The 12895-nt window shown below is 73.0% G+C and carries 12 protein-coding genes; 4 read left to right on the top strand and 8 right to left on the bottom strand.

The features are described 5' to 3' along the window. The first annotated feature begins 143 nt into the window (after window positions 1–143). Complete coding sequence (locus AMK31_RS33670; protein WP_073944538.1) at window positions 144–824, top strand: adenosylcobinamide amidohydrolase; 681 nt, start codon at window positions 144–146, stop codon at window positions 822–824. A gap of 15 nt (window positions 825–839) precedes the next feature. Here AMK31_RS33670 and AMK31_RS33665 read toward each other — a convergent pair whose 3' ends face one another. The 8 genes from AMK31_RS33665 to AMK31_RS33635 all read right to left on the bottom strand — a co-directional run bounded on the left by AMK31_RS33665 (window position 840) and on the right by AMK31_RS33635 (window position 9807). After that, window positions 840–2912, bottom strand: coding sequence for a SpoIIE family protein phosphatase (locus AMK31_RS33665; protein ID WP_073944537.1), 2073 nt, complete (start codon window positions 2910–2912; stop codon window positions 840–842). Then, complete coding sequence (locus AMK31_RS33660; protein ID WP_073944536.1) at window positions 2899–4755, bottom strand: glycoside hydrolase family 15 protein; 1857 nt, start codon at window positions 4753–4755, stop codon at window positions 2899–2901. Before AMK31_RS33660 ends, AMK31_RS33665 begins: the two co-directional genes overlap by 14 nt. Window positions 4756–4887: 132 nt before the next feature. Further along, on the bottom strand, window positions 4888–5769 hold the full coding sequence (locus AMK31_RS33655; protein WP_073944535.1) for an ABC transporter permease: 882 nt from the start codon (window positions 5767–5769) through the stop codon (window positions 4888–4890). After that, window positions 5756–6544, bottom strand: coding sequence for an ABC transporter ATP-binding protein (locus AMK31_RS33650; RefSeq protein WP_073944534.1), 789 nt, complete (start codon window positions 6542–6544; stop codon window positions 5756–5758). The genes AMK31_RS33655 and AMK31_RS33650 overlap by 14 nt, the downstream gene beginning before the upstream one ends. A gap of 34 nt (window positions 6545–6578) precedes the next feature. Continuing rightward, window positions 6579–7685: an aliphatic sulfonate ABC transporter substrate-binding protein gene (locus AMK31_RS33645; protein ID WP_073944533.1), complete on the bottom strand. Its 1107-nt coding sequence runs from the start codon at window positions 7683–7685 to the stop codon at window positions 6579–6581. 113 nt (window positions 7686–7798) lie between these two features. Continuing rightward, window positions 7799–7906 (bottom strand): putative leader peptide, encoded by a 108-nt coding sequence (locus AMK31_RS42480; RefSeq protein ID WP_365512758.1) that lies wholly within the window; start codon window positions 7904–7906, stop codon window positions 7799–7801. Between the two features lie 127 nt (window positions 7907–8033). Further along, a complete protein-coding gene (locus AMK31_RS33640; protein WP_073944532.1) occupies window positions 8034–8492 on the bottom strand; it encodes an RrF2 family transcriptional regulator in 459 nt (152 codons plus the stop codon). 85 nt (window positions 8493–8577) lie between these two features. Then, the gene (locus AMK31_RS33635; RefSeq protein ID WP_073944531.1) at window positions 8578–9807 is read right to left on the bottom strand and encodes an acyl-CoA dehydrogenase family protein; all 1230 of its coding nucleotides are present in this window, start codon (window positions 9805–9807) and stop codon (window positions 8578–8580) included. Between the two features lie 466 nt (window positions 9808–10273). Between AMK31_RS33635 and AMK31_RS33630 the strand changes: the two genes are divergently transcribed. Genes AMK31_RS33630 through AMK31_RS33620 form a run of 3 tightly spaced genes read left to right on the top strand, consistent with a single transcriptional unit; the run spans window position 10274 to window position 12893 of the window. After that, window positions 10274–11401 (top strand): LLM class flavin-dependent oxidoreductase, encoded by a 1128-nt coding sequence (locus AMK31_RS33630; protein ID WP_073944530.1) that lies wholly within the window; start codon window positions 10274–10276, stop codon window positions 11399–11401. Further along, entirely contained in the window at window positions 11398–11952 is a 555-nt protein-coding gene (locus AMK31_RS33625) for a GNAT family N-acetyltransferase (RefSeq protein ID WP_073944529.1), read from the top strand. The genes AMK31_RS33630 and AMK31_RS33625 overlap by 4 nt, the downstream gene beginning before the upstream one ends. Continuing rightward, on the top strand, window positions 11949–12893 hold the full coding sequence (locus tag AMK31_RS33620; protein WP_073944528.1) for an ABC transporter substrate-binding protein: 945 nt from the start codon (window positions 11949–11951) through the stop codon (window positions 12891–12893). The genes AMK31_RS33625 and AMK31_RS33620 overlap by 4 nt, the downstream gene beginning before the upstream one ends. Window positions 12894–12895 lie beyond the last annotated feature (2 nt).

Here is a 12895-nt window from a genome sequence, read left to right as displayed (position 1 = left end):
CGCGAGGAGCGGGCCGGGTGGCGCGGGGCACAGCAGGACACCCGTGTCGCCGACGCGGCCGGGCCCGGCCGGTTCGCGCGGTCACCCGTCCGGCCCCGGTGCGTAGGATCATGCGGTTCCCGCCATGTGAGGAGTCCCTTCCGGTGACCGCGTTCGTCCCCCGGCCCCGTTCCGCGTCCGGGCCGCTGTCCGTGCAGTGTCCGACCCGTACGGAGGACGGCGAGCGGCTGCCCGCGCTGCTGTGGGCGCCGGGGCCGGGATGGCGGATGATCAGCAACGCCGTGCTCGGCGGCGGCATCGGCGAGCGCGGCTGGGTGCTCAACGCCCAGGTGGCGCACGGCTACCGCCGGCGCGATCCCGACCGGCACCTGGCCGAGCTGGCGGACGCCATGGGCCTGCGGGGTCCGGGCGTCGGCCTCATGACCGCCGCCGACGTCTCGGCGTACGCGCAGGCGTACGACGGCGGCGTCGAGGCCGTCGTCACCGCGGGCGTGTCCGTGCGGGGGTGGGCCGCCGTCGCGGCGGAGGGGACGGCCGCCCCGGCCGGGCCCGGCACGATCAACATCGTCGTCGCCGTGCCCGTGGCCCTGACCGACGGCGCCCTGGTCAACGCGGTGGCGACCGCCACCGAGGCCAAGGTGCAGGCACTGCTGGACGCCGGTCTCGACTGCTCGGGCACCCCCACCGACGCGGTGTGCGTCGCCGCCGCCGTGCCCGGCCCCGGCACCGAGGCGCACGCCTTCGCCGGCCCCCGTTCCGTGTGGGGTGCCCGGCTCGCCAGGGCCGTCCACCGTGCCGTGCGCGACGCGGTGCCCGCACCCTGACGCCGCCGCCCGGCGTCAGTCCGCCCGGGCCGTCCCCGGCTCGTCGCCGTCCTCCAGCGGCTGCTCGCACCAGATCGTCTTGCCGCGGTGACCGAAGCGGGTGCCCCAGCGGCCCGTGAGCTGCGCGACGAGCCCGAGACCCCGGCCGCCCTCGTCGGTGACGCGGGCGTGCCGCAGGTAGGGGGCGGTGCTGCTGCCGTCGGAGACCTCGCAGACCAGGGTGCGGTCGCGGATCATCCGCAGCCGGATCGGCGGGGTGCCGTAGCGGAGCGCGTTGGTGAGCAGCTCGGTGACGATCAGTTCCGTGGTGAAGGCCAGGTCGTCCAGCCCCCACGCCGTCAACTGGTGTGCGGCGAGGCGCCGCGCGGTGCCGACGACGGCCGGGTCGGCGGGCAGGGTCCACTCGGCGACATGGTCCTCGTCCAGCCCCCGGGTGCGGGCGATCAGCACCACCGCGTCGTCCTCGACGGGCTCCCGCATCAGGGCGTACACCACGTCGTCGGCGAGCTGGCGCGGGGTGCGGCCGGACTGGGCCAGGACGCGGTGCAGGGTGGCCCTGGCCGCCTCGGTGTCCGGGCCGGGCGTCGAGGGCACGAGGCCGTTGGTGTAGAAGGCCAGCGTGGCGCCGTCCGGGAGGGTCACGCCGGCCGGTTCGTAGCCACCCCGGCGGGTGCCGAGCAGCGGGCCGGCCGGTACGGCGAACCGGATCGGGTCGCCCTCCGGTCCGACGGCCACCGGGGCCGCGTGTCCGGCGCTGGCCGCGGTGCAGGCACGGGTGATCGGGTCGAACACGGCGTACAGGCAGGAGGCGGTGACCGGCTCGCCGTGCTCGGGCGCCAGTTCGGTGGTGATGTCGTCGAGGCAGGCCAGCACCTCCTCCGGTGCCAGGTCCCGTGTCGCCAGGGCCAGCAGCGCGGTCCGCAGCCGGCCCATGGCGGCCGCGGCCTCGATGCCGCTGCCGGTGACGTCACCGACCGTCAGGGCGACCCGGGCGCCGGACAGCGGGATGACGTCGTACCAGTCGCCGCCCGCACCGGTCGTGCCCGGCAGATGCAGCGGCGCGGTCTCCACGGCCGTCAACGGGGGCGGCGTACGGGGCAGCAGCTGGCGTTGCAGGGTGCTCGCGATGCCGCGTTCGTAGGCGTAGCTGCGGGCGTTGTCGATGCTCAGCGCGGTACGCCGGGCGAGCTGTTCGGCCAGCGCCAGGTCCTCCTCGTCGTACGGGCGGGGATCGCGGTGCCGGTAGTGGGCGGTGATGCCGAGGACGGTGCCGCGCACCACCAGCGGGGTCACCAGGAACGAGTGGACGCCCGCCTCGGTCAGCCGCCGGGCCCGTTCCGGGTCGGCCGCGAGCCAGGGCTCGTCCGGCGTCAGGCGCGCGACCAGGCGGGGCGCCGCGTCCCGCAGGCTCTGGGTGAACGGCGTCGGGAAGGGGAAGGTGGACAGCGCGCCCGACCGCAGCCGGGCCGGGCCGTCGTCCACCGAGCGGAACACCAGCCGCCGCAACGGCACGTCCGCGTCGACCGGACCCGCCGGCGGCCGCGCCCCGCGTACCGCCTCGTCCAGCACGTCCACCGAGACCGCGTCGGCGAACCGGCCCACCACCACCTCGGCGAGCGCCTCCGCCGTCGCCCGCATGTCCAGGCTGGTGCCGATCGCCCGGTGCGCGTCGTGCAGGATCTCCAGCCGGTCCGCGACCCGCTGCCGGGCGGTCACGTCCTGGGCGACGGCGACGCCCAGCACGGGTCCGCCGCCGGGCCGCACCCGGAACACCGATACCGAGACCACCACCTCCTGGTCCGGGGCCGTCGGCGGCCGTCCGCGCAGCAGCCGGTCCTGGACCCGCGACTCGCCCGCCAGCACCCGGCGGGCCAGCTCGGGGAACTCCGGATCGTCGAAGCCCTCCGCGACCTCGTCGAGCCGCTTGCCCAGCACGGACTCCTCCGGCAGCCCGCGCACCCAGGGCCCGGCGCTGTTGTACCGCACCACCCGCAACTGCTCGTCGAACACGTACAGCCCCACCGGCGCCTGGGTGAACAGGGCCTCCAGCACGGCGGCGGGCAGCTCCCCGGAGTCATGGCCGGGCATGGCCGAATCCCGCTCCGGCCGCGGGGTCGGCGGCGTCCAGCTCCGCGTCCAGCGCCATGGCCGCGATGATCAGCGCCAGGTGCGTGAACGCCTGCGGGAAGTTGCCGAGCTGTTCGCCCGTCGGGCCGATCTCCTCGGCGAACAGACCGACATGGTTGGCGTAGGTGAGCATCTTGTCGAAGGCGTACCGGGCCTGCTCCAGCCGCCCCGCGCGGGCGAGGGCGTCGACGTACAGGAAGCTGCACAGCGAGAAGGTGCCCTCCGCGCCGCGCAGTCCGTCGGGGGAGGCGGCGGGGTCGTAGCGGTGGACGAGGCTGTCGGCGACCAGTTCGGCGTCCATGGCGTCCAGGGTGGACAGCCAGCGCGGGTCCTTCGGGGCGATGAAGCCGACGAGCGGCATCAGCAGCAGCGACGCGTCCAGCACCTGGCTGTCGTAGTGCTGGACGAACGCCTGCCGCTCCGGGCTCCAGCCGCGCTCCATCACCTGCCGGAAGACCGCGTCGCGGGCGGCGGTCCAGCGGGGCACGTCGGCGGGGCGGGCGAAGGCCGTGGCGTGCCGGATGGCGCGGTCGAAGGCGACCCAGCACATCACCCGGCTGTAGGTGAAGTCGCGCTGCCCGCCGCGCGTCTCCCAGATCCCCTCGTCGGGGCGGTCCCAGTGGTCGCACAGCCAGTCGATCAGCGCGGCGAACCGCTGCCACGCCTCGTAGCCGCCCGCGCTGCCGAGGTCGGGGCCCTGGCTGAGCGCGAACACGGCCTCCCCGTAGATGTCCATCTGGAGCTGCCCGGCCGCCGCGTTCCCGATCCGTACCGGTGCCGAGCCGCGCCAGCCCTCGAAATGGTCCAGTCGCTGCTCCGGCAGCCGGGGATCGCCGTCGACGCGGTACATGATCTGCAGGGGTTCGCCGCTGACCGTGTCGCCCAGCCGCAGCCGGTCGCCCAGCCAGTGCCGGAAGGCGTGGGCCTCGTCGCCGAAGCCCAGGTCGAGCAGGGCCCGCACGGACAGCGAGGCGTCCCGCACCCAGGTGTGGCGGTAGTCCCAGTTGCGTTCGCCGCCGACCTGTTCGGGCAGGCCCGTGGTGGCGGCGGCGACGGGGGCGCCGGTGGGCGCGTAGGTGAGGAGTTTCAGGGTGATCGCGGACCGGTTCACCTGCTGCTGCCAGCGGCCCCGGTAGCGGCTGCGGCCGATCCAGCCGTGCCAGAACTCCCGCACCGCCGCGAACTCCGCCCGCAGCCCGTCCCCGGTGACCCGCTCCGGTGCCGGGCTGCGGGAGTCGTCCAGGGTGAGGACGGCGGCGGCCACCTGCCCGGCGGACAGGGTCGCGGTGGCGCGGACCCCGTCGCCGTCCCGCCGCAGCGGCACCGCACCGAGAGTCTGCAGATACGCCGTCACCGACCGGCCGCGGAAGCGGGCCTCGGCGGTGTCCGCCTCCAGCTCGTGCCGCTCGCGCCCGTAGCCGAAGCGCGGACGGCACTCCAGGGCGAACCGCACCGTGCCCCGGACGGCCCGCATCACGCGGATCACCCGGTGCCGCCGGCTCGCCTCCTCCGGCCGGTCGACCGGCATGAAGTCGGCCAGCTCGCCCACGCCGTCCGGGGTGAGGAACCGGGTGATCAGGACGGCCGTGTCGGCGAGGTAGAGCTGGCGGACGGTGACGCCGGGCGCGGCGGCCGTGATCGTGAAATGCCCGCCGCGGTCGTGGTCCAGCAGCGCGGCGAAGACGCTCGGCGAGTCGAACCGCGGCCAGCAGAGCCAGTTCAGGACGCCCTCCGAGGACACCAGGGCACAGGTCTGGAGGTCACCGATCAAACCGTGCTCGGCGATGGGAGGGTAGCGGCGCATGCCCGGCACCTTTCGGACGGATCGCGGGGCCCGCTCGCGCTGCCCCGCCTCTCCACCTTCCGGGCGACGGCCGCCCCGCGACCAACCGGGGTAGGCCGCAGAGGTGACGCGTCCGCCGTCGCGCCGCCGCGCTCAGCCCTTCGCGAGCAGGCCGCGGCCGCGCAGCACCCGCCGCTCCAGCGGGCTGAAGATCAGCAGGTCGATCGCGATGCCCACGAGCAGGATCAGGAAGATCGCCAGGAACACCTGCGACATGCTGGCGTTGTTCCGGCCGTTCTCCAGCAGCTGGCCGAGCCCGACGCCGAGGTCAGGGGAGGAGGCGATGATCTCCGCCGCCATCAGGGACCGCCAGGAGAACGCCCAGCCCTGCTTCAGCCCCGCCAGATAGCCGGGCAGGGCACCCGGCAGCACGATGTGCCAGGCCTCGCGCAGCCCGGTCGCGCCCAGCGTCCGGCCGGCGCGCAGGAACAGCGGCGGGATCTGGTCGATGCCCGCCACCAGGCCGTTGGCGATGGACGGGACCGCGCCGAGCAGGATCACGGCGTACATCATCGAGTCGTTCAGGCCGAGCCAGATCACGGCCGGCGGCACCCAGGCCACCGACGGCAGCGACTGCAGGCCGGACAGGATCGGCCCGATGGCCGCCCGGACGAAACCGACCCGGGCGACCAGCAGACCGAGCGGCGTGCCGATGGCCAGCGCCAGCAGGAAGCCGAGCAGGCCGCGTGAGACGGACGTCCAGATGTAGTCGAGGAGGGTGCCCTGGAGCCAGGCGGTCTCCACCTCGGCCCAGACGGCGCCGGGTGAGGGCAGCTTGTAGGCGGGGGCGGCCCCGGCCCACACCAGCAGCTGCCAGACCGCCAGCACCAGCGCGACGGCGGTGACGGGCGGCAGCACCTTGCGGGTCAGGGTGGTCCGCAGCGGCGTACGGCCGACCTGGACCGAGTCCAGGGCGTCCAGCCCGGCCTCCAGGCCGGCGAGGTCGTCCTTGGCGGGTGTGTCAGTGCTGGCCATGGCGGCGGATCTCCCCACGCAGTTCTTCGGTGATCTCCCGGGACAGCTCGGCGACCTCGCTGTCCTCGAGGCGGCGCGGCTGCGGGATGTCCACGGTCCACTGGCGGGCGATCCGGCCCGGGCGGGAGGACAGCAGCACCACGCGCTGCGCGAGCCGTACCGCCTCACGCACGTTGTGCGTCACGAACAGCACCGACAGGCCGGTCTCGCGCCAGATCCGGGTCAGCTCGTCGTGCAGCACGTCCCGGGTGATGGCGTCCAGGGCGGCGAACGGCTCGTCCATCAGCAGCAGCCGGCTGTCCTGCGCGAGAGCGCGGGCCAGTGCCACGCGCTGGCGCATACCGCCGGACAGTTCGTGCACCCGCTTGCCGTGCGCGTCGCGCAGGCGTACGAGCTCCAGCAGCCGTTCCGCCTCCGGCCGGCGCTCGGCCTTGGCGACCCCGCGCAGTTTCAGGGCGAGTTCGACGTTCTGACCGGCGGTCAGCCAGGGGAAGAGGGCGTGGTCCTGGAACATCAGAGCCGGGCGGCCGTCGGTCGCGATGGACCCGGCGGACGGCTCGTCCAGTCCGGCGACCAGGTTGAGCAGGGTGGACTTGCCGCAGCCCGAGGCGCCCAGGAGGGTGACGAACTCGCCGGGTGCGACATCGAGGGTGATGTCGTCCAGCACGAGCTGCCGCCCGGCGGTGCCCGGGAACGACTTCGAGACGTGGTCGATCCGGGCGGCGTGCGGTATCGCCGGGGCGTGCTCCTTGACCGGGGCCGATGCGGTGGCCATGGTCGTCACCTCCTGGGAACTCGTCGGGTGTGCGTCAGCTGGCGCCGAGACCGGCGTCGTCGACCTTCTCGGCGCCCTCGGCCGCGAGGACCTTGTTGAGGAGCGTGAGGTCGTAGATGCCCTTCAGGTCCGGCTCCTCCAGCAGGCCGGCCTTCACGGCGTGCGCGGCCTCGGTGTCGAGGGTCGCGGCCAGCGGGTCGTCGAGGAACGTGATCGACTTCCAGGCCGGGTCGATGACCTCGGCGGGCAGCGCCTTGCCGGAGTCACGCTCGAGCGCGTCGTTGGCGGCGGCTTTCGCCTCGTCGGGGTTGGCGTTGATCCACTTGTTGCTCTTCACGGCACCGCGCAGCACCGCCTCGACGACGTCCGGGTGCTTCTTCAGGAAGTCCTGGGACACGATGATGTTCGTGATCACGAACTGCTTGTCGGGCCACAGGTCGGCCTCGTCGAGCAGCACCTTCGCGCCCTCGGCGACCAGCTTCGACGCGGTCGGCTCCGGCACCCACGCGCCGTCGATGGAACCGGACTTGTAGGCGTCCGGGGTGACCTTGTTGTCGGTGCGGACGACGGACACGTCGCCCTTGCCGCTTTCCGCGTCGACCTTCCAGCCCTGCTCGGCGATCCAGTTGAGGAACGCCACGTCCTGGGTGTTGCCGAGCTGCGGGGTGGCGATCTTCTTGCCCTTGACGTCCTTCAGGGACTTGATCTTGTCCGGGTTGACGACGAGCTTCACGCCGCCGGACGCCGAACCGCCGATGATGCGCAGGTTCTGGCCGTTGGACTTGGTGTAGCCGTTGATCGCGGGGGAGGGGCCGATCCAGCCGATGTCGATCGACTTGGAGTTCAGCGCCTCGATCTCCGACGGGCCGGCGTTGAAGGTGGCGTACTCGGCCTTGGTGCCGCCCAACTCCTTCTGGAAGATGCCCTTCTCACGGCCGACGAGCGCGGTGCCGTGGGTGAGGTTGGGGAAGTAGCCGATGCGCACCCGGTCCGCGGAGAGCTTCTCGGCGCCCGCCGCGACCTCGGCCTGCGGGTTGTCGTCCTTGGACTCGGCGCCGTAGCCGCAGGCGGTCAGCAGGAGGGGGAGCGTCGCTATGGCGGCGAGGGCGCGGAGAGCGTTGAGCGGTCTTGCGGCAGACACGGAGGTGTCCTCTCAGGGAAGGGTGATCAGGGAAGCGCGGAAAAAGCGGGGCGGCATGCCCGTGGGGGGCGCGACAGGGCTTTGCGTGGGGCGCCGTGGAGCTGCGGAAGGGCTCAGACGAGCCGACAGATCGCGCTGGAGATGCGGCCGAGATCGATGTGGCGACGCGAGGTCAGACGAGGCAGGAGAGGAGTGGCGGGGCTGAGCGTGAGCGCACGCATGACGACCCCCCTGGATTCCTAGTTTTCCTACCTGGTTGCTAGGGATCGTGGCAGAAGGGTGCCCGCACCCCAAGGGGGTGTTCATATGATGGACATTGTCATCCCATAACTTGGGATGCAGGCGGAATCAGGGGTTCACCCAGGCGTCCGGCGCATGGGTCAGCGCGGACACATCCGCAGGTAGCTGGGCCGACGCGACGTCGGCGAGCGATACGCCCTCCAGGATCTCTCGCACATTTGATCGCAGTGCGATCCACAGGGGCAGAAGCGATTCGGCGGGGCCGGTGTAGGACAGCTCCGGCGGGCGGACGCCGCGCACCGAGACCAGCGGTCCGTCCACGGTGCGGATCACGTCGGCGATGCTGATGGAGTCGGCGGGCTTGGCCAGCCGGTAGCCGCCGTTGCCGCCGCGCTGGCTCAGCACGAGGCCGCCGCGCCGCATGTCGTTCAGGATGCTTTCGAGGAACTTGTGCGGAATGTCCTGGGCGGCCGCGATCGCCTCGGCCTTCAGTGGCCCGTCGTCCCGGGACGCGGCGAGTTGCAGCGCGGCTCGTACCGCGTAATCCGCCCTGGCTGAGATCCGCATACGGCCATTATCCCGCAGGTCCCGGCCGCTCTCCGTAGGGGGCACGGGCACCAGTGGCCCGCCCCGCCCCCAGCGCCGGCCGGTGTCAGATCGGCAGGGCGAACGGCGGGTGTGCGCCGTTCAGGAAGTAGTCCCCGACATCGCGGAGGCGATGGGCCGTGGGCTCATAGAGGGTGTGGGTGCGGGCGTTGCGCCAGAAGCGGTCGAAGCCCAGCCGGGCGGAGGTCGAGCGGGCGCCGACGATGTCCAGGGCCCGGCTGGTCGACTCCTGCGCGGCCCGGGTGGCCGCGGCCTCGGCCATGGCCACCAGGACGGCGGTCTCCGCGTGCTCCTCGAAGGTGAGGTCGTCGCCGCGGGCCAGTCCGTCGCAGACCGCGGCCAGGGCTTGATCGGTGAGGGCGGAGGCGGCGCGGGTGAGGACGGTGAGCTCGCCGAAGGCGGTCAGCACATGCGGGTCGTGCGGGGAGCCGACCGGCCAGGCGGGGTGCCAGGGCGCGTGACCCGCTCTGCCGTACTCCCGGGCTTCGGAGAGCACGCCCTCGGCCATGCCGAGCTGGAGCTGCGCGGAGAGCAGCCGCCCGACCGGCGACACCAGGGCGGCGCGCGGCGACAGCGCCTCCTCCTCCGCGGACAGCGAGCCGAGGACGTCCTCGGCGGCGACCGGCACGGCGTCGAACTCCATGCTGCCGCCGGCCGCGAGCCGCTGGCCGAAGGGGTCGGCATCGTTGTCTATCCGCACGCCGGGGGCGGCCGGGTCGACGAGGACGGCGACCGGTTCGGCCGTGTCCGTGCGCACGGCCCGTACGACGACGCGGTCGGCCACCAGCACTCCGGTGACATAGCTCTGGCGGCCGTCCAGCACATGGCCGCCGGCGGTGGGGGCCAGGGCCAACTGCGGCTCCTGGCGGGCCAGGCCGCCGCCCCAGCACCACTGCTCCGCCGCGGACCGCCGGGCGAGCCGGTCGGTGCACACGGGGTCGCCGAGGAACCGGGCGCTCCACGACAGGAAGTAGTGGGAGCCCAGCAGTTGGCCGATGGCGCCGTCGGCCGCGGCGATCTCCCGCACGACGGCGCAGGCCGTGGGCCAGTCCGCGCCGCCTCCGCCGAGCGCCGCCGGTATCAGCAGGGTCAGCAGCCCCGCCTCGCGCAGCCGGGACACCTCGTCGAACGGGGCCTTGCCGGCCTGTTCCCGGACCACCGCGTCGGTGGCCAGGTCGTCCGCCGTCTCACGGGTCACGCGCAGCCAGTGCGCACGGCCGGGCCCGGTTCGCTCGGGCTCCGCGGCGGGCTGGGACGGCGCAGGGGCAGTGGGCATGTGCCTCATCCTGCGCAGCGTTCTGAGGCACCGTCAATACTTTCCTAGTAAATCGATAGGAAATCTGGGGAAGGTGGCTCGGAGGGGTCGTCCGGCATACGGGCCGCAGTTGACGAGACGTGCGATGTACTGCTCAATTAATCGCATGAATGCCGAGCAGCGCCTGGTCACCCGTGGCCACATCGACTTCGGTCGGGTGTGGTCCGCGGCGTGTTGCGCCTGACGCGGCAGCGGGCCGGCCGACCGGCCCCCTCTCTTTCCCGGCCCATCCCGTAAGCGGGCCGGACTCCCCGTTCCCGGCACCCGTGTTGCCGCTCTCCCGCCGCGCCGCCGGCCCACGCCCCGGCGTCGCCGCACCCGTTCACCACGTTCACCACCCGGTTCCGCACTGAGGCCGCGGTGCCGTGCCCGCACGCCCCGCACGGCACGGCGCCGCCTCAGCGAACCCGAGGAAAGGCCCTCTCCCATGCCCGTGGAGTTCCTTGGCATCGCCGCCACCAACGACGGCTCCGAAACCACCCCGCGCTCCGGTGCCGCCTTCGACAAGGAGTACACGCTCCGGCTCGCCCGGGCGCACGAGGACCACGGCTGGGACCGGGTGCTGTTCGCCTACGGCTCGGGATCCCCGGACCCCGCGCCGGCCGCCGCCTACGTCGCGAGCAGGCTGGAGCGGCTGCAGATCCTGCTCGCCCACCGCCCCAACGTCTCGTACCCGACGTTCGCCGCGAAGACCTTCGCCACCCTCGACCAGATCAGCGAGGGCCGGCTGACGGTGCACTTCATCACCGGCGGGAACGACCACGAGCAGGGCCGCGAGGGCGACACCCTCACCAAGGACGAGCGCTACGAGCGCACCCGCGAGTACATCCGGATCGTCAAGAAGATCTGGACGACCCACGAGCCCTTCGACCACGAGGGCGAGCACTACCGCTTCCACGACTTCGTCAGCGACGTCTTCCCGGTGCAACAGCCCCGCCCCGGCGTCTCGTTCGGCGGCTCCTCACCCGCCGCGTACGCCGCGGGCGGCGCCGAGGCCGACATCTACTGCCTGTGGGGCGAACCCCTGGAGAGGACGGCCGAGCAGATCGAGGCCGTGAAGGCCGCGGCGCGGGCGGCCGGCCGCACCGACGTGCCCCGCGTCCAGGTGGCGTTCCGGCCGATCATCGCCCCCACCGAGGAACTCGCCTGGGAGAAGGCCCACCGCACGGTCGGGGCCATCCGCGAGCGCCGCGAGGCCGGACTCGTCCGCCACCACCGCAGCGGTGCCCCGCAGAACACCGGCTCGCAGCGGCTGATCGCCATCGCGGAGGCGGGGGAGCGCTACGACCGCGCCCTGTGGACCCCGACGGCCGCCGCCACGGGCGGCGCGGGCAACTCCAACGCCCTGGTCGGCACCCCGGAGACGGTCGCTCAGGCCCTCCTCGACTACTACGACCTCGGCGTCGACATCCTCTCCGCCCGCGGCTACGACCTGCTGGGCGACGCCATCGACTTCGGCCGGTACGTGATCCCGATCGTCCGCGAGGAGGTCGCCAAGCGCGACGCCGAACGCGCCGCCCGCGGCACCCAGACCCTGGCGGCGGTGGGGGAATGACGTCCGCCCCCGACCTGACCGTCGTTCAGGTCCCGGTCTCCGACCCCAGAGTCCGGCCGCTGCTGCGCGAACTCCGCGACGAGTACTCCACCCGCTACGGCAAGGACGCCCACGCCGAACTCGCCCGCTACCCGGACGAGGAGTTCACGGCCCGGTACGGCGGTGTCCTCCTGCTGCTCCTCGAAGGCGGCGAACCCGTCGCGGGCGGCGCGTTCCGCCGGTACGACACCGGCACGGCCGAACGGATGGGGGTCCCCCCGGACGAAGTCCGGGGGAGGATCTGGACGCACTCCGCCCACCGGCGGCGCGGCCTCGCCCGGCGGGTCGTCGCCGAACTGGAACGCGAGGCGCTCGCCCGCGGCTACCGACGCGTCTACCTGACCACCGGCCCGCGCCAGCCCGAGGCGCGCGGCCTGTACCTGGCGACCGGCTACACACCGCTCTTCGACACGCACGCCGATCCGGAGACCATCGGCCCGCTGCCCTTCGAGAAGCACCTGCCGCACACCGCCCGCACCACAGCCGCCACCGGAAAGGCAGCCACCCCGTGAACCTCCGACGCACCGTGTCCGCACTCGGCCTCGCGCTCCTGCCGGTCCTCGCGCTGACCGCCTGCGGCTCCGGCGGCACCACCGGCACCACCGCGGTGGGCGCGCAGCCGTCCCCCGCGCCGACCGACGACCCGGTCGCCGCCGTGCGCAAGGTGGACTCCATCGCCGCCCTGCTGCCCGCCGACGTACGGAAGTCGGGCACCCTGCGGGTCGGCAGCTCCATCGGTTTCCCGCCCGGCGCCTACTACCCGAACGGCTCCGACAAGGCACCCGCCGGCCAGGACATCGACCTCGCCGACGCGGTCGCCAAGGTCCTCGGGGTGAAGCTGGAGCGCCAGGAGGCCTCGTTCGAGTCGATCCTGCCCGCCCTCGGCAGCGGCAAGTTCGACGTCGGCACCGGCAACTTCGGCGTCACCACCGAACGCCTGAAGCGCGTCGACTTCGTCACCTACATCAACGACGGCCAGGGCTTCGCCGTGCGGAAGGACAGCCCCGCGCTCGAAGGAAAGGTCACCGACCTCACCCAGCTGTGCGGCCTGACCGTCGGCACCAACGCCGGCACCACCTTCGAGGCGACCCTCGAAGCGGAGAAGGGCGTGTGCGCCGAGGCGGGCAAGAAGCCGTACGACGTGAAGGTGTACTCGGAGAACGCGGCGAGCCTCACCGCGCTCCAGCAGGGCCGGATCGACGTGATCATGTCGACCATCAACGGACTGCGCTACCAGGCGTCCCAGCCCGCGTCCCGGACCGCCTTCCTCGGCGAGTACCACCGGCTCGATGTCGGTTTCGCCTTCCAGAAGGGCTCCCCGCTCACCAAGGCCTTCCAGGCCGCGGTCAACGAGCTGATCGAGAACGGCACCTACGCCCGGATCCTCGACAAGTGGGGTACCAGCGCCTCCGCGATCGACGCGTCGCGGATCAACCCGCCAGAGCACAGGTGACC

This window comes from Streptomyces sp. TSRI0107, assembly GCF_001905845.1.
Taxonomy (GTDB): domain Bacteria; phylum Actinomycetota; class Actinomycetes; order Streptomycetales; family Streptomycetaceae; genus Streptomyces.
Note: the sequence above shows the minus strand (reverse complement) of the source record. Positions and strands in the feature narration are given on the sequence as shown.